The organism is Mobiluncus sp. (genome assembly GCF_034180645.1).
Taxonomy (GTDB): Bacteria; Actinomycetota; Actinomycetes; order Actinomycetales; family Actinomycetaceae; genus Mobiluncus.
Map to the genome: position 1 here is coordinate 119,704 of NZ_JAXFNY010000006.1, position 16,783 is coordinate 136,486.

At 55.2% G+C, this 16,783-nt stretch carries 15 protein-coding genes, 1 tRNA gene and 1 rRNA gene; 3 read left to right on the forward strand and 14 right to left on the reverse strand.

Annotated elements, in window-relative coordinates:
• Positions 1-5 precede the first annotated feature (5 nt).
• A tRNA-Gln gene (locus SPI05_RS02290) sits at positions 6-76 on the reverse strand.
• A 269-nt stretch (positions 77-345) separates the two neighbouring features.
• On the opposite strand from SPI05_RS02290, the gene SPI05_RS02295 reads away from it, so the two are divergent.
• Positions 346-867: a MarR family winged helix-turn-helix transcriptional regulator gene (locus tag SPI05_RS02295; RefSeq protein WP_282922216.1), complete on the forward strand. Its 522-nt coding sequence runs from the start codon at positions 346-348 to the stop codon at positions 865-867.
• Here the strand turns inward: SPI05_RS02295 and SPI05_RS02300 are convergent.
• From SPI05_RS02300 to SPI05_RS02345, 10 genes are all read right to left on the reverse strand, one after another.
• Positions 864-2,009 (reverse strand): ABC transporter ATP-binding protein, encoded by a 1,146-nt coding sequence (locus SPI05_RS02300; RefSeq protein ID WP_321075765.1) that lies wholly within the window; start codon positions 2,007-2,009, stop codon positions 864-866. The genes SPI05_RS02295 and SPI05_RS02300 overlap by 4 nt on opposite strands.
• Positions 1,999-2,919, reverse strand: coding sequence for an ABC transporter permease (locus SPI05_RS02305; RefSeq protein ID WP_321075767.1), 921 nt, complete (start codon positions 2,917-2,919; stop codon positions 1,999-2,001). Before SPI05_RS02305 ends, SPI05_RS02300 begins: the two co-directional genes overlap by 11 nt.
• Complete coding sequence (locus tag SPI05_RS02310) at positions 2,910-3,845, reverse strand: ABC transporter permease subunit (RefSeq protein ID WP_321075769.1); 936 nt, start codon at positions 3,843-3,845, stop codon at positions 2,910-2,912. Before SPI05_RS02310 ends, SPI05_RS02305 begins: the two co-directional genes overlap by 10 nt.
• A gap of 58 nt (positions 3,846-3,903) precedes the next feature.
• Entirely contained in the window at positions 3,904-5,049 is a 1,146-nt protein-coding gene (locus tag SPI05_RS02315) for an ABC transporter substrate-binding protein (RefSeq protein ID WP_321075770.1), read from the reverse strand.
• 99 nt (positions 5,050-5,148) lie between these two features.
• Positions 5,149-6,120 (reverse strand): 4-(cytidine 5'-diphospho)-2-C-methyl-D-erythritol kinase, encoded by a 972-nt coding sequence (gene ispE / locus SPI05_RS02320; RefSeq protein ID WP_321075772.1) that lies wholly within the window; start codon positions 6,118-6,120, stop codon positions 5,149-5,151.
• The gene (gene rsmA / locus SPI05_RS02325; protein WP_321075774.1) at positions 6,117-7,046 is read right to left on the reverse strand and encodes a 16S rRNA (adenine(1518)-N(6)/adenine(1519)-N(6))-dimethyltransferase RsmA; all 930 of its coding nucleotides are present in this window, start codon (positions 7,044-7,046) and stop codon (positions 6,117-6,119) included. The genes ispE and rsmA overlap by 4 nt, the downstream gene beginning before the upstream one ends.
• Before the next feature lie 9 nt (positions 7,047-7,055).
• Positions 7,056-8,228, reverse strand: a complete 1,173-nt coding sequence (locus tag SPI05_RS02330; protein ID WP_321075775.1) for a transglycosylase family protein — start codon at positions 8,226-8,228, stop codon at positions 7,056-7,058.
• Between the two features lie 129 nt (positions 8,229-8,357).
• Positions 8,358-9,329 carry a TatD family hydrolase gene (locus SPI05_RS02335; RefSeq protein ID WP_321075776.1) on the reverse strand — a complete coding sequence of 324 codons (972 nt, stop codon included), beginning with the start codon at positions 9,327-9,329 and terminating at the stop codon, positions 8,358-8,360.
• Positions 9,330-9,350: 21 nt separating this feature from the next.
• Positions 9,351-11,168 carry a methionine--tRNA ligase gene (gene metG, locus SPI05_RS02340; RefSeq protein WP_321075778.1) on the reverse strand — a complete coding sequence of 606 codons (1,818 nt, stop codon included), beginning with the start codon at positions 11,166-11,168 and terminating at the stop codon, positions 9,351-9,353.
• A 30-nt stretch (positions 11,169-11,198) separates the two neighbouring features.
• The gene (locus SPI05_RS02345; protein WP_321075780.1) at positions 11,199-12,956 is read right to left on the reverse strand and encodes a dolichyl-phosphate-mannose--protein mannosyltransferase; all 1,758 of its coding nucleotides are present in this window, start codon (positions 12,954-12,956) and stop codon (positions 11,199-11,201) included.
• 35 nt (positions 12,957-12,991) lie between these two features.
• Here SPI05_RS02345 and rsmI point away from each other — a divergent pair, with 35 nt between their 5' ends.
• Positions 12,992-13,858, forward strand: a complete 867-nt coding sequence (rsmI, locus tag SPI05_RS02350; RefSeq protein ID WP_321075788.1) for a 16S rRNA (cytidine(1402)-2'-O)-methyltransferase — start codon at positions 12,992-12,994, stop codon at positions 13,856-13,858.
• On the opposite strand, the gene amrS is transcribed toward rsmI, so the two are convergent.
• Entirely contained in the window at positions 13,855-14,907 is a 1,053-nt protein-coding gene (gene amrS, locus SPI05_RS02355) for an AmmeMemoRadiSam system radical SAM enzyme (protein WP_321075782.1), read from the reverse strand. The genes rsmI and amrS overlap by 4 nt on opposite strands.
• Positions 14,908-14,929: 22 nt before the next feature.
• On the opposite strand from amrS, the gene SPI05_RS02360 reads away from it, so the two are divergent.
• Positions 14,930-15,667: a glycerophosphoryl diester phosphodiesterase gene (locus SPI05_RS02360; protein WP_321075783.1), complete on the forward strand. Its 738-nt coding sequence runs from the start codon at positions 14,930-14,932 to the stop codon at positions 15,665-15,667.
• 22 nt (positions 15,668-15,689) lie between these two features.
• Here SPI05_RS02360 and SPI05_RS02365 read toward each other — a convergent pair whose 3' ends face one another.
• Positions 15,690-16,517: a Sir2 family NAD-dependent protein deacetylase gene (locus SPI05_RS02365; protein ID WP_321075790.1), complete on the reverse strand. Its 828-nt coding sequence runs from the start codon at positions 16,515-16,517 to the stop codon at positions 15,690-15,692.
• A 147-nt stretch (positions 16,518-16,664) separates the two neighbouring features.
• A 5S ribosomal RNA gene (gene rrf, locus SPI05_RS02370) occupies positions 16,665-16,781 on the reverse strand.
• Positions 16,782-16,783: the final 2 nt, after the last annotated feature.

A 16,783-nucleotide genomic window follows, 5' to 3' on the forward strand; every position in this document is an offset into this window, starting at 1 on the left:
AAACGTTCCGCCCCCAGGATTCGAACCCAGACTAAAGGTACCAAAAACCTCTGTGCTGCCATTACACCAGGGCGGAATGCGCCGCTGACTGCAGTCGAAAACAGCGCCCGTCCATTTTGCCATTTTTCAACTTTTTTAGAAAGTTGAAACCGAGGCTTAGCGTGGCCATAATCTGCAAGCGCTACACAGTTCTGCAACACGGCTGGAAGTTTTACAGCCACTCCCCCCAGTAGACCGCCGGTAGCCGCCACGGAAAAAATCACTACGTCACAGCGCTTTTCTCCGCGACAAAGAATCTCGACCTCAAGTATTATTAAAGAAATATTCCTCTAATAGGACGGTACTATGGTTCCCCCCTCCGATCTATCTGATGGCGACGAAGTCGACGGCATCCTCAAGGCTTGGCGTTCCCTGCTTCCCCGTGCCGATTTAACTCCACTTTCAGTGTTCTCCCGAGTTTCCCGCCTCGCTCGTCACCTTGACCAGGCGCGTCGCGAAGCGTTCTCCTCAGTAGATTTGGAGCCCTGGGCTTTCGATGTGCTTTCTGCCCTACGCCGGGCAGGAGAACCATTCTCCCTGACGCCCGGCGTACTCATGCAGCAATCTCTGGTGTCCTCCGGGACCATGACGAACCGCATCGATCGGCTGGAAGAACGCGGACTGGTGCGCCGCTGCGCCCACCCGGAGGACCGCCGTGCCATTCTGGTAGAGCTCACCGAGGATGGCAAAAGGCACGCCGATGCCGCGATAACTAAGCTGATGGCTACGGAACGTGATTGGCTGGGCGACCTTTCCGAAGCGGATGTGAACGAATTGGCTCGGCTGTTGAGAGCCGTACTCCTCCCCTTCGATGCCCAGTCACGCTAGGACACCTGAGAAGGTTGTTTCTCCTCGACCCGCGTCACCACTTTGATAGGGTCAGCCTGGGGGACGTCGTCAGGAGCTACAGCCAGTACAGCTTTCGGCTCGATTCGGAGCGCCACGCGTTGTCCCTTCGTGACCATCATGGATTCCGAAGGGGTAATCTGAGCCGTCAACGTGATTCCCGAGGGCATCTCTACCTCGACTTTCGCGGTTGATCCCAGGAAAGTCAGGTTCTTCACCACGCCTTGATTGGCTAATCGGGGAACGTGAGGCTGCACCATCTCCAGCTGTACAGATTCGGGACGCACCAAAATTGTGGCCTCCCCGTTGGTGCGTTTCGTTGAGGTTTTCAGAATCGGAATTTCTTGGTCTCCTACGAAAGCCGAACCATCCCGTATCACAGCGGGAATACGGCTGGATTCACCAATGAAAGTCGCCACAAATTCGTTGGCGGGTTCGTTGTATAACTCCCAAGGCTCGGCGATTTGTTGCAGTTTGCCTTCTTTCATCACACCGACCCGGTCTGCCACAGCCAAAGCCTCCTCCTGGTCGTGCGTCACGAACAGGGTTGTCAAACCAGATTGCAGCTGAAGTCGGCGGATTTCTCCACGCAACTGCACCCGCACTTTGGCATCCAAAGCCGAGAGCGGCTCATCGAGAGCCAACACCGCGGGGCGCAACACCAATGCTCGCGCCAGGGCGACCCGCTGCTGCTGCCCTCCGGACATTTGGTGAGTGTACTTATCAGCTTGGTTAGCCAGACCCACCATCTCTAGGGCTTCCATAGCCTGACGAACCCGACGTTTAGAGTCGACTTTGCGCACCGTCAGACCGAACTCTACGTTCTGGCGCACCGTCATATTGGGAAACAGGGAATACTGTTGAAACACCATGGCCATATTTCGCTTTGCTGCGGAGGTGTGGGTGATGTCCCGCCCGTTGACCACAATTTGGCCTGAATCTACCTGCATCAAGCCTGTCAGAGCCCGCAACGCGGTTGTTTTCCCGCATCCTGAGGGTCCCAGCAGCACGACCAGTTCTCCACTGTGGAATTCACAGTTGAAATGATCCAGAGCCTTGGTGTGTCCATATCGTTTGTTCAGGTCCCGAAATTCAACCTCGGCACCGACAGCCTCATTTGGCATTTTTCTCTCTCTTCTTTTTCAATTCGTAGCTTACGATTTCCAACGTCATCAACACCACGATGCCAAACACCATGGTCAGCAGGGCCAGCGCGGTGGCGGTCATAGAGTCGTCTTGACCCAACTGGAATATGGCGACCTGCAGGTTGTTGCGGTTCAACAGCGATGCAATGGTGAACTCTCCCAGCACCACTGAAATAGTGATAAAGGATGCGGCTCCAATGGCTCCACGAAGGTTGGGGATAATGACTTTGAACATGACCGTTAGCCACGGCGCACCCAAGGAACGAGCGGCTTCTACCAGGGTCTTTACCGGAATCGTCGAGAACCCGGCGTCGAGAGCCCGGTACGCGAAGGGCAGTGCCAAGATGGTATAGGCAAAAGCTAGCCAGATTGGATGCGTGTTCAACAGGTTAATCGAAATAAATCGATATATCGGTCCTAAACCCACCACCAGCACGATGGCCGGAATCGCGAGGGGAAGCAGACAGATAAACTCCACTACGCGAGACAGTTTGGAAGGTCGGATTTTTAGCGCCAGCATAGTTGGCAACAACAACGCCAGCATCAGCACCACGGTAAATACGCTCAATCCCAAGGAATTCAACACACCGTCCCACAGAATCGACATATCCGCCCCGGAGGCGGTGGTTCCTGACAAACTAAAGATAGACTGCCAAGCCCCGCCTGACCACGCCCCGGTAAGCGGAAACCGCACCGAAAAAAATACCATACCTAACAACGGTATAAATAAAAACAGCAGTACAGCGACAAGGATGACCCACTGGTAAATGGCTACGCCTACGTGTGCAGGCCGCTTCCGGCTTGTGCGGCGTGGCGTGACCTCGATAGAGGACGCGGTCAACACATCCTCCGGCTTAGAATCTACGGAATCCATGAGGTTCACTCCCATTTTGCCGTCCTTTTTTGCAGTTGCGCATAAGCTGTCATCACCACAGCCACTACGACCACCATCAACAGGGCGAGAGACTGAGCGAACCCGTTTTGACCGACATCTTGCTCGTTACGCAGCGCGCTTTGAATCATCAGTGGCACCAGGATGGAGCGTTGCGTAAACAGCGCTGCCGCGGTGGCGTAGGCGGAAAATGCGTTGGAAAATAGCAGCAAAAAGGCGCCGAGGAATCGCGGCCACAGAATCGGTCCCGCCACCCGAAACCAATAATCCCAAGTCGAGCCGCCCAAGTTCAGGGTCGCTTCCTTCCACTGGGGACGCAGCGAGTCCATCGCCGGCAGGAACACGATAATCATCAGGGGAATCTGGAAGTAGCAGTACACCAGCACCAGTCCCGGCAGAGAGGCCAACCAGTTAGGATCGAGTTGAATTCCCGTAGTCGCGAACAGAATCTGAGTGCCGATACCGTTAATCCCGATGGTGGCGATGAATGCAAAAGCCAGCATGACCCCGCCGAACTGAGCCAATACCGAAGACACGGCATTGATTAGGCGGCGCAGCAAACCGGTTTGGCTGGAACGAGCCACCAAGGCATAGCATGCCAGTGCCCCTACCACGGCTCCAATCAGAGCCGAAGCGATAGAAACAAAAACCGAGGTACCCAGGGATTCCAAGGTGTTCTGCTCTCCCAAACGCGCCAGGTTTTTCAGAGTGAATCCCCCTTGTGCGCCGGTGAAGGCTCCCGCAATCACAATCGCGGTGGGCGTGAGCAAGAATATCGCCACATAGAGGAAAAACGGGATTGTAACCAGGTTCGTGGACTTGCGCCGCCGCACTGACGAGGGGTACCAGGTCTTTGACTCGGCTAGTAACTGTCCACGCCAGCCAGTCTCTTCGTTGACCTCTGACTTCTGATCCGTAGGCATGAGCCGGGAGCCCGAATCGGTATCCGAGCTCCCTGGCCGTGAATCTTCTTGAACAGGCTTAGTTACCAATAGCCTTGTCCCAGTTCTGCTGCAACCAAGTGGTGATTCGAGCTGAATCATCCGGACTGTAAGTCAACGGAGGTTGAGAGGTTTCAATCAAGGTGGCTTTAGCCTCGGCATCAATGGTGCCGTCCTTTTCCATCTGTTCCATCAGCACCGGCATTGCCCCACCCTTCATCCACAGGTTCTGGGCTTCCGGAGTGTAAAGGAATTCCTGCCACAAACGTGCGGCCGCCGGGTGGGGAGCTTCCTTGTTGATGGCCTGCTGGTAATAGCTGCCGACCTCGGTGCCGGGGAACACGATGACTCCCCATTCAACTCCCTGACCTTTTAAGCGGTCACGAGTCGAAATTTGGTTATAAGACCAGTCCAACACCGCGGCGGTCTGGCCGGAATCGATGGTAGCCGAGGTCACATCAATGGTGTTCAAGTTGCCGATGCTCTTGAGTTCTTTAAAGAAATCCAGACCCGGCTGGAGGTTTTGCAAATCCCCACCATTGGCCAGATTCACCATGATAAAGCCGTTGAATGCCGCCCCGGCTTCCGCTGGCTTGCCGTTGAGCGAGACGACGCCGGCAAACTTCGGATCTTTCAAATCTTCGATGGACTTGACGTCGCCGTACTTGGTCTTATTCCAACCCAAAGACATCACGCCGGTGTAATCAGGGGTAAAGAGCTTGTCTTTATTCTTAAGTTTCGGATCGATTTGTGCCGCCCCTTGAGTTTCGTACGCCGCAAAATACTGGGTGGAATCCACGGCTACAGCTAAACCGACGTCAACAGTGTCGGGCGCTTTGTCCGTGCCGGCGTTCGTCTTAATGGCATCAATTTCTTCTTTTGAAGACGCATTGGGGTTTTGTTCGTTTACAGTGATTTCGGGATATTTCTTTTTAAACGCCTCAATCACTCCACCCCAGTTTGACCAGTCGTGCGGCAACGCAATGAGGTTCAACTGACCTTCTGCCTTCGCCGCTTTTTCCAGTCCTTCCATTCCGCCAAAATCATCGATGGAAACGGCTGCCTGATACTTGGTCTTGTCTGCGGCGCTTTCCGCGTTTGTCGCGCTGCCGCCACAAGCCGTCAATCCCAACGAGGCGCTGACCAGGATAGCGGCGCCTGCCATCAGAGAAAATTTCTTGTTCAAGGGTTTTCCTTTCCTGAAACTTTATTAGCGTCTCTAGGTTAGGAAACTCGCGTTAGGACTTACCTGCTTAATTTGTTAAAACTAGGTAAGTTTACCTTTTCACTGGTTAAAACTCGCGGATTCAGAGTCTGTGGTATCCCCTCTTGCCGGTCCGGCAGCACTGAAAACTCGTGCTATCAAAGGGTGAGCGCCAAGCCTCGCCGCTACGTTTTCTTGGGAGGGCGCGTCTGGGCACAGAGCGGCGATGGTCGGACCAGAACCCGAAACTACGGCTTTCAGAGCTCCGGCCTGCTCTGCCGCGGTGATAACTTGTGATAGTTCAGGGAAAATGTCGAGGGCAGCGGCCTGCAAATCGTTGTGGAGGTATCCGGCCAGCTCGGCGACATCCCCGTCCAGTGCTGCCACAAAGTCTGGTGAGAGCGTAGCGGGCAGCGGTTGCGGATCAGGAATCAACCGGTCGAAGGCCCCAAAGACTTTGGGTGTGGACAGTCCCCGGGGGAAAACCGCCAAGACCCAATAACATTTTGTACCGCCCGGTAAACTCAGCATTTTATCTCCGAAGCCGAGCCCCAAGGCGTTTCCACCGGTTAACCCGAAGGGCACGTCCGCACCCAGTTTAGCCCCCAGAGACTGCAGCTCAGCGAGGGTGAATCCCAGTTGGTAAAGCGCGTTCGCCGCGTAGAGCACGCCGGCGGCATCGGCTGACCCTCCAGCCATACCTCCCGCCACCGGAATATTTTTCTCAACCTTAATGCTGGTGGGAGGCACTTTGGCGCCGTTTACACGCAAGGCCTGGATTGCTTTGAGCGCCAGATTTCCCGGCCCGTCCAGGTTCTTTGGTCCCGTCAATCCCGGTGCCAGCACGGTGTGGACCACATCGGTTTCGTCTGCATCACGAGGTTCCACAGTCAAGTATTCCCCAAGGTCCAGGCCCTGAAATACTGTCAATAGCTCGTGTCGGGGCTGGTTCGGGGGTCGCTCGCCCACTCGGAGCAACAGGTTTACCTTTCCGGGAGCAAAGACTTTGAGACGTCGCCCCGGTTCATTTTCAAGGATTCGCACTCCGCTCATTTTGTATCGCTCGTTCCATAAAGTTTTGCACCCGCGATTTTTGTGAAATCTGTGACGCTGAGACGTTCAGCGCGTAATCCGGGAGTTATACCAGCAGCCTCGAGCAAAGCCGCGGCCGCATCAGGGGAACCGGCGTATTTAGCCAAAGACTGCCGCAAGGTCTTACGGCGCTGCGAAAATGCCGCGTTTACCGCCGCGAACACTTCCTTCCGTAACGTTTCGATTGCCTCATCCGTCAAGCCTTCTGCGCTCAATTTCAGGTCCTCCTTGAGCCGCTGACGAACCTCTAAACGCTGAAAATCCACCACGGCTGAATCCACATTCGGGGCCGGATAGAACACAGTTCGCCCTACTTTAAAAGCGCGTTTAGCACTGCCCCACCAAGCCAGTTTTACGCTCGGCGCCCCGTAGGCTGCGTCAGCGACTCCAGCCACCCAACGATCAGCCACTTCAGCTTGCACCATAACCAGGGCGCCCTCCAAATCTGACAAGACTTCCAAGAAATGCAGCAGCAGGGGGGTGGCCACATTGTAGGGCAGGTTCGCGACCAACCGACTCGGCACAGCCCATTCCTCGGGGAGGTCCAGTTCGGATACGCCGCTAATCTCGAGAGCATCTTGCGTCATTACGCACAAGTTTGCGCTGTTCGCGCCGTGTTGTTTTACTGTCACCGGTAGGGCGGCAGCCAAACGCGGATCAATCTCGATGGCGATGACTTTGCAACCCCGTTCCAACAAGGCCAGAGTCAAAGAGCCCAATCCCGGACCAATTTCCACCACGGTATCGCCTGGGGTAACTCCCGCTGCAGCCGCGATACGCCGCACAGTTCCGGGATCAGTAACGAAATTTTGACCCTTTTTCTTGCTCGGAGACACCTCTAGGGCAGCACAAAGCTCAACAATGTCGCGCGCACCTAACAACAGCACCTCAAAATTTTAGCGCAGACCGAGTTTCCGGGAACACGCCGGCCACTGTCCCCAACCGGAACGCGCTTGCAGAATCTGAGCCCGGTGGGTCTGTTCTTCTGCCGAAGCCTCAGACGGCAAACCAGAACCCCCTACTGATCGCCAAGTCGGCAGCGTGAACTGGTACATTCCGTAAAAACCATTGCCCGTGTTCGTATCGGGACGCCCGCCGGCTTCACAAAATGCCAGTTTGCTCCAGACATCGCCGGTCGCGGCAATAGGTTGAGAGGCGGGACGTTTCTTGGTGCCGACCGTGACTTTTTCGCTAACCGGTTGAGTCACGACTTTTTCGCTTAAGGTTTCTTCGGAGGAGACCACACCGTCAATACTGCGCACCTTCTTGGTGATTTCTTTTACCCCGGCAACGCCTTTTTGTGTCACGACCTTTTCGTCAGTGAACTTTGAATCATCGTTGGTAGTTTCCGTTTCAAACTGAATCGGTTCGCTGGTCGTGACGTTTTCTTCCGTAATGCGCTGCACCTGCACAATCGGCGCCGCACCGGGGTTAAACAGCACTTGGACCTGATCCAACCCAGTCAGCTTCACTTTGTTGCGAACGAGGATGTCCTCTGGGGTAATGTCGGACTTCGCGGCTTTCATCTGGGCGGTAGCACCATCGTGAACCAACTGATAGACCTCGCCGGGAGCAAAGAGAGCCAGGGGCATACCTTGTAAATCCTTGCCGCTGGTGCCCACAAATTGCACCGCTTGTTCTTCCCAGAGAGCCTTAATCGCCGCACTCGCCGATTTTTCTGTCGTGTCCACGTCCTTCCGGGAGCCGTTAACCATAACGGTTAGCCCCCGAGAGCTTTTGATAGTGATCTTCATCCCGTTCTTGACGGCGGTTGTAGGTCCGGGGACGATGGAGTCTTTAGCGCTGAAATTCACGCCATTTTCAGTCAATAAATCGGATACGGTCGCCCCCCAGCCCCCAAGTTCTTGGGCTTTTCCGTCTGCCACCACGGTTGCGGTTTTATGCGCCATCGCAAATGCGGTACCGATGCCTGTACCCAATACCAACGTGGCAACCAATGCACCAACGAGGGGCGCAAAAAACTTTCGAGGGCCTCGAACCGGCTTAGCTTGAAGGTGACGCGGGGCTCGTTTGGGGGATACGCTCATAATCGCAGTGTTCTCTTCCATCAACAAAAATGTTATCGATTCGTTATATTTTTGTCCAGTTCGTTATCTATTGTACACCTTTAGTTAACAAAAACCACTACTTTCACACTTTTAACTTTTCTAACATTAAGGCGCTGAACTGCATAAATCCTAAAACTCATAGACCGTTGTGGCGTTGCGATAAGTATGTTCACGCAACTCCTCGCTCGTAACCTGGGTCAGTTCGGCCAAGAAGTCTGCGGTGTGCCCGATGAGATAGGAGGCGTTGGGCTGGCCTCGATAAGGCTGAGGCGTCAGATACGGGGCATCTGTTTCAATGAGGCGCAGATGCGCCGGCATTGCGAGGGCTCCAGCTTGGATATCTTGGTTGGCATGGTAAGTAACATTCCCCGCAAAAGACGCATACCAGCCATTTTCTGCCAAAATTTCGGCCAACTCACTATCCCCTGAGAAGCAGTGAAAAACCGTTTTTCGTGGCGCGCCGCAGTGTCGCAACATCTCTACACAATCCTGATGGGCGTCACGGTCATGAATTTGCAGGGGCAGATCCAGAGCCTTCGCCAACTCGATATGCGCTGCGAATGCTTGTTTTTGCGCTTCCTTGCCCGTTTCGGCAGTGCGAAAATAGTCCAAGCCCGTTTCTCCGATGGCCACCACCGCCTCGGGAAATTCGCGGGCTGCTCGTTCCACCGCCGCCAAAGCGTCGTCAAGGGGCGTTTCCTGCCAGGGTTCACGCGTTTGCGCCACGTTATCCGGTGCCGTATCCAAAATCCCCAAGTGACGCGGGGCATCATTGGGATGAATCGCCACCGCAAACCGCACCATTTCAAAAGCGGAACCGGAGAACCGCTCGCGGTCGTCACCGAGCACCTGAACTTCTGGAAGGCTGCACAGGGAGACGACGACACGTTGAACTCCGGATTGTACCGCCCGTTCCATTTGTTCTTCTGCGCTGAGCCGCACCCCGGAGGAATCGCTGACATATTCCCCCGGCAGCAAAGGCAGGTGCGTGTGATTGTCAAACAATCTGCCAGTACCAAACGGCCTTTCCCCGCCGTCAAAAGGCTGGCCGCTCACCGGTACGGGCGGCCACACCTTTGGCTTTGACTTGCGTTTACTCACCGGAGCCCTCAGTGCTTCTGGTTACTTGCGCAACAGATTCGCGTAACGTTCGTGTTCTTCTTCAACGACAGACTCGTCTAGCTTCTGGAATACCGGAGCCGGTTTCGCCACCGCTTGCCCCACCTGTACCGGATGACGCTCCCACGTCGGAGCATGGCGATAGTCCCCGGTGATGATTGGGTAAGTGCGGTCGCTCCCGTCCTCGTTTTTCACATCCAGGTCGACAACTTCCTCGATACGCGGCAGGGGCGCCACCTTCCCGGTTCCACCCAAGACTTTGTCGATGGCGTTGGACGAAGTCGGCAAGAATGGCGACATCATCAGATTCAAATCCGTCACCACCTGGGCTAGAACGTGCAGGATTGTCCCTAGCCGTTCCCGCTGCGACTCGTCTTTTAGCTTGAAGGGTTCAGTGGTGGCAACGTAACGGTTAGCCTCCCCCACCAGACGCATAATTTCCGCTAGAGCAGCCTTTTGGTGATGGCTTTCGATGAGGCCACCTACCGTTTCGAATCCGGCACCGACAGCATCCAAAAGTTCCTGATCCTCAGCCGTGAAATCGCCGGCCGGAGGAATCTCGCCAAATTTCTTTGAAATCATGGACGCTGTGCGGTTTACCAGGTTACCCCAAGCAGCCACCAACTCAGAGTTCGTACGCCGCACGAACTCGCTCCAAGTAAAATCAGAATCCTGATTTTCCGGTCCCGCCGCAGAGATGAAATACCGCAGTGCATCGACTTGATAGCGGGACAGCATGTCGCGCACATAAATCACAATTCCCCGCGAAGAGGCAAACTTCTTGCCCTCCATGGTCAAAAATTCTGAGGAAACTACCTCAGTAGGCAGGTTCAGGACTCCTAAGTCACCGGGTTGCCCACCCAAGTCTCCACGTCCGTTGTAGCCCAGCATTTCGGCGGGCCAAATCTGGGAGTGAAACACGATATTGTCCTTGCCCATAAAGTAGTACGACAAGGCTTCGGGGTCATTCCACCACTGACGCCAATCTTCTGGGGACTGACCAAAACGACGCGCCCACTCAATGGAAGCCGAGAGGTAACCGATTACCGCGTCAAACCAGACATAGAGACGCTTGGGCTGATCCTCCCATCCGGGAATGGGGATACCCCAGTCAATGTCACGAGTCATAGCTCGCGGTTTAATATCCTTTAAAAAGTTCTTGGAGAACTTTATGACGTTGGGCCGCCAATTGCCGTTCTTTTCCCGGTCATCAAGCCACTCATTCAAGGCGCTCGCGAGAGCCGGTAAATCTAAGAAATAGTGGTCGGTTTCGACAAATTCCGGGGTCTCGCCGTTAATCTTGGAACGCGGGTGAATCAGGTCGGTAGGGTCGAGCTGGTTGCCACAGGCATCGCACTGGTCCCCCCGGGCACCTTCCGCTCCGCAGATCGGGCAAGTTCCCTCAATATAGCGATCCGGAAGGGTCCGACCGGTGGAAGGAGAGATTGCACCCCGGGTGGTCTGTACCTTCATATAGCCGTTGTCTCGCACGACTTTGAACATGGCACGAACAGTCTCGTAGTGATTGCCCGTGGTAGTGCGAGTGAACAAATCGTAAGACAGACCCAGCTGACACAAATCCTCCACAATCGCCCGATTGTTCTGGTTCGCCAATTCTCGCGGGGTCAGCCCAGCAGCCTCGGCTGCGACCAAGATTGGCGTGCCGTGTTCGTCTGTACCGGACACCATCAGGACATCGTGACCACGCATCCGCATATAGCGGGAAAAGACGTCTGAGGGAATTCCGAAACCAGCAACGTGTCCAATGTGACGCGGGCCATTAGCATAGGGCCAAGCGACGGCAGAAAGTATATGAGTCATGACTCTATCCTAACGCCGCCGGTAAGTTCCTCAGATCCAATACGCCCACTTCATGTTGGGATTATTGAGCCACATTCGCCACCCATAGTGGTCTTCGGGAATAGGCATACCGGTCCAGATAGGGAAAAAGAACACCGCTGCCAAGAAAATGAACGCCACAATCACCAGGGCAGTGATGAACGCGCCTGGTGAAGCCTGACTAGAATCGGGCACCAGATTGTATCGACCAGTCCAATTTCGGTCTTTGGTGATTCGCCAAGCCCCCATCAGCAAACCCAACAGATACACCACAGCCATAATCATGAAAGGAGAGATAACCACCGTATAAAAGGTGAATATGGTCCGATTTGAATACACCAGCCAAGGCAGCCAAGTGGCCATATAACCAGTAAAAATCAGCCCGGCACGCCAATCGAGAAACCCGAAAGCCGCCACAATAATCAGGAAGAACGCCACGAATCCGACCCACCATAGAACCGGGTTACCCAAAGAGTTGACCGCCTCAACGCATCTGCTGGATCCACAGTCTCCCGGCACTTCTTCGTAATAAAACGAGGTGGGACGCAGCTGCAAAAGCCAGCCCCACGGATTAGCCATGTAGGGGTGGGTGGCATTGAGATTGGTATGGAAAATGAAAATTTGGCGATGATAATCGAGCCAATCCGCTACCAAACCACGATTGGTGTGGCCCCACGCTTGTGAATGGGTAAACCATCCCATCCAAGAAACTACGTAGGTCAGGAAGGCAATCGGCACTAGGTTCAAAAAAGCAGGAATCCCTCCGGTCAGGACAGACGACCCAATCCATCGCGGTTCGGTGCACCACCTGGCGGATAGCTCTCTAATAAATACGAAAATCCCAAAGACCGCCACTACATAGAGCCCCGACCATTTCACACTCATGGCCAACCCGAAGGCTACGCCCGCCGCGAAAAGCCAGGGACGCCACCAGTAGCTCGGCCCCCAAGACAGCGCAAAGCGAGAAAAGTCCGGGGCGATTCCGGAGCTGGATGTCCGGCGCTTGCTACCGGGCGAAGTTTCCGCTCCCGCAGTGTCCCGCGGCCGTCGACGCAACTGTTCAGTGTGCCTGGCCGCATCGATGTCTTGAAGGGCAGCAATGAGTCGGGGACGGTAGCTGAGTTGATCGCGAACGACGCACAGCACCCCCAGAAGGATAAACATTTCCAGGATAATGTCGAGGATAGCGGTGCGAGACAGAGCAATTTGTACTCCGTCTAAACCCATCAGTACGGAGGCGAGAGTGGCCATTTTGGCGTTACCAAACAGCTCCCAAACGATGCGCCCCACCAGGTAGACCGCCACCGCGCCCGCCACACAGACCGCGATGCGCCACCCAAAAGGTTGATTTCCGAACAGCTTAATTCCCACCCCAATCAGCCATTTTCCCACGGTGGGATGGACTACGAAAGAACCTTCTAGCGGAGTTTCGAAGTTCCCGGTGATAAAGGTGGCATCGTAATCTTTGGGCCACTGCACTTCGTAGCCGCGCTTAATCAGGCCGTAGGCGTCTTTGACATAATAGGTTTCGTCAAAAACCAGGGTTTTGATTGCGCCCAGACGTACCACCCGAGTCAAAAACACCAGAAGGGCCAACACCAGGGGTCCCAGCCAACCCCAGAGGTATTCCCGCTCCCCGCGTTGGGGCCGAGCTCGGAAAGCACTGCCCAAGAAGGCCGGTCGGTTCCTCCCCGGACGCAGCAGCAGGGCCAGGCCGGATGCGGGAGCGTTTCGGTACTCCGTGGGTGCGGGTCGAGGTGGGATATTCACGCCCTCAAGTTTAATGGAAGAATGGAATGGTGAGCATGGATTATCCCCCGGTGTTTGAGGAAGTACACCTGGTTTTGGCCGGAACTCCAATCGGAAATGTCGGCGATGGCTCACCCCGTCTACGCGAGGCGCTTCGCACCGCGGACATTGTGGCTTGTGAAGATACCCGCCGGACCCGCGACTTAGCCCGCCGCCTGGGAGTCGAAATGTCTGCCCGCCTATTGGCTTACCATGAGCATAATGAAGCGGCGATAACCCCGGAATTGTTGAGCCTAGCCCGCGATGGCAAACGGGTTCTGCAGGTTTCGGATGCAGGAATGCCGGGAATTTCAGACCCCGGGTTTCGTCTGAGCCAAGCTGCCGCACAGGCTGGAATACCGTTTACGGTTCTCCCCGGGCCTTCCGCTCCGCTCCTAGCTTTAGTGGGTTCGGGTTTGCCTACGGATTCTTTCACCTTCGTGGGATTCTTGCCACGCAAACCCGCCGCTTTGTACCAGGCGTTGCAATCTCTCGCGGCTCGCAGCGAGTCCCTGATTTTCTTTGAGTCGCCCCGCCGGGTCATCGAGACGCTGGACGCTATGGTCCAGGTTTTCGGCCCCGGTCGACCGGCTGCACTAGCACGAGAACTGACGAAAACTCATGAAGAATTCATCAGGGGCACCTTGGAATCTGTGCATTCCGAGTTGTGCTCACGCCCCGAGGTCTTAGGCGAAATCGTTATCGTCGTCCAAGGGGCACCAGCCGGGGACCAATCTGAAACCTCGACACAGCACCTCGAGAAAATGGAACATCTGGTACAACAAGGGGTGAAGGCGAAAGCGGCGGCCAAGCTCATTGCAGCGTGGTTCGGCGGCTCCGCTAATGAACTTTTTTCCTCATATCTTGAGGGAAAACGCGACTAAGCCCAGACTCCGGGTATGACGGCTGCGCAGCGGGGACATTGTCCCGACTCTCCAACCGTGTTTTCGCAAACATCGAACCAGTCCCGCACGATGAGCAAATCTCCGCACCCGGGACAAAACGTGGTTCCCCCCTCACGGTCGCGTATGTTGCCGATATAGACAAACCGGATTCCTTCGCCTCGCGCAATTTCCCGCGCCCGTTGCAGTGTGCTTGCCGGGGTTCGCGGCACATCGCGCATCTTCCAGTCGGGATGGAAAGCCGAGAAATGTAGTGGAACGTCCGGTCCAATATTTTCTACTATCCACTTTGAGAGGTTCCGAATTTCCCCATCGGAATCGTTGTGACCGGGGATTAGCAGCGTGGTCAGTTCCACCCAGCACTCGGTTTCGTTGCATACATAAGCAATAGTTTCCAACACGTCGCACAAATGAGCGCCGGTCAAATGCCAATAGAAATATTCAGTAAACCCCTTTAGATCGAGGTTCGCCCCATCCATTTCCGCATACATCTCTCGCCGTGGCTCGGCACAGATATACCCCGCGCTCACCGCTACTGTCCGCAGCTTCTCGGCGTGGCAGGCTCTGGCGGTATCTATGGCGTATTCGGCAAAAATCGTGGGATCGTTGTAGGTGAAAGCGACCGATTGCGCCCCGTAGTGCACCGCCAAATCCGCGATTTCCCCAGGGCTGACAGCAGTGGTTAAACGGTCGTTTTCCCGGGCTTTCGAGATGTCCCAGTTTTGGCAAAACCGGCAGTTCAGGTTACATCCTGCCGTTCCGAAGGACAGCACCTGAGAACCTGGCAGGAAATGGTACAGCGGCTTTTTTTCGATGGGATCGAGCCCCAAACCGGAACAGCGCCCGTAGGTATCCAGCACCATTTTTTGACCTTGAGCCATCCGGGTATAGCAAAATCCTCTTTGTCCATCGCGCAGCGTACAAGCACGGGGGCATAAGTCGCAGCGAATTCGGCCGTCCTCACGCAAAGTCCACCACTTTGCGACTCGGTCTCGACTTTTCATGTCAGTAGTTTCAAACCCATCGCCCATAAATCAACCTTAGACTGAAACCATGAAAATTTTTGCGCACCGGGGTCTGAACCGGAAAGCACCGGAAAACACGATGACCGCCTTCCGGCTGGCTCACGAAGCCGGTGTGGAATGGATAGAAACTGATGTTGACATTCTGGGGGACGGCACCGCTGTTATCCTGCACGATTCCACGTTGGATCGCACCACAGACCACAGCGGTTCAATGTATGACCTGAAGTTCTCGGATCTCGGTGAGATTTCTGCGGGAGCAAAATTCGGTGACGGCACCAGTTACCGCCACGAAAAAATTCCCCTGCTCACCGACCTTTTGGCGTTCCTCAGAGAAAGCCATATGAAGTGCAATCTGGAAGTGAAATCTAACGAAGCTGGCGGCGCGATGTCTCGCCTGTTGATTGACACTGTTTTACGCGAAATCCGGGACGTACGGCCTGAAGATTTGTTCATCAGCTCGTTCAACCACGTATTTCTGTACCAGATTCACCAGCAACGTCCCGATCTACAGCTGGCCTGCCTATTTACTAAAGAGTGTCTGTGGTATGACGCGATTAGCCGCTGCGAACAGGTCGGCGCCACCGCGATTCATCCCGAGGACAGCGGACTCACCGCCGAAATAACTAGGCGTCTCAAGGACGCAGGGCTACAGATAAACGTGTGGACCGTCAACGAGCCTTCCCGCGCTCGAGAACTCGCCAGTTGGGGAATCGATGGGATTTTTACTGATATAGCTGATGAGATGCGCGCAGCTTTGGACCACTGAGTGACCCTGAGTCACCCTTCCGTCAGGCTCCCAGTAAATCCGCCAAGGCCGTCAAGCATTGGGAAGCTCCGCCTTCGATACGCAGGTCCGCCGCCCGGTCGTACATGGTGCGCCCCCGATTGATGATGGCTAACGGAGCTCCTTTTGCTAAGCCGGCCTGCATCACATAAGTCGCTGTCCCCACCACCAGCGAAGAACCAACTACCACTACTACGTCTGCCTTTGCCGCGGCTGCATATGCCCGAGACATCACCTCTGCGGGCAGCAATTGTCCAAAAAACACGACAGCGGGTTTCAGCAATCCGCCGCAACGCTCACAAGGCACGGTTTTGAACGTACAGGCCTCAGCGGCTTTCCGGTCCGCCACCGCCAGGATGGCGACGTGCGCGGGATTCAGGTCAAGTGGATAATCCGGGTTTGCCTCAGTGAGCCGTTCGTGCAGCGCTTGCCTGCCGGTCACTTCCCCACAGTCCACGCACTCCACTCGCACGAAAGAACCGTGCATCTCATAGACTTCCTTGCACCCGGCTTTAAGATCCAGGCCGTCAACGTTTTGGGTAGCGATGCCGGTCAGCAGCCCGGCACGTTCCAGTCTCGCTTGCGCTAGATGTGCTGGAGCAGGGTCAAGGGACAACATGGTTTGCCAAGTCTGGTGGTTGCGAGCCCAGACCCAGCGCTGCCACACCGGGTCACTCACAAACTGGTCGTATTCCACCGAGGGAATCTCGGTGTTGCCTTTACCACGATAATCGGGAATGCCGGTGTCGGTGGACATGCCAGCCCCCGTGACCAGCACCGTCTTTTTCCCTCTCATCCATCCCGCCAAAGTTTTCAGCTGTTGGCGTGTCATTTCATCAAGAATGTCGAGGTTACTCACGTTTCCATCCTACGCCGAGCAACTCGGTACGAAGCCGTGTTGGTGGGTTTCTCTAGTTGGGTGCGTGTTTAAACGGGTTTCGCCCCCCAGGGGTGGGGGGCGAAACGTTTTGAAGTGTTAGTGCGGCGGTTTCCTACTCTCCCACACACCGGCGTGTGCAGTACCATCGGCGCGGGCAGGCTTAGCTTCCGGGTTCGGGATGGGACCGGGCGTTTCCCTGCTGCTATGACCGCCGCCAC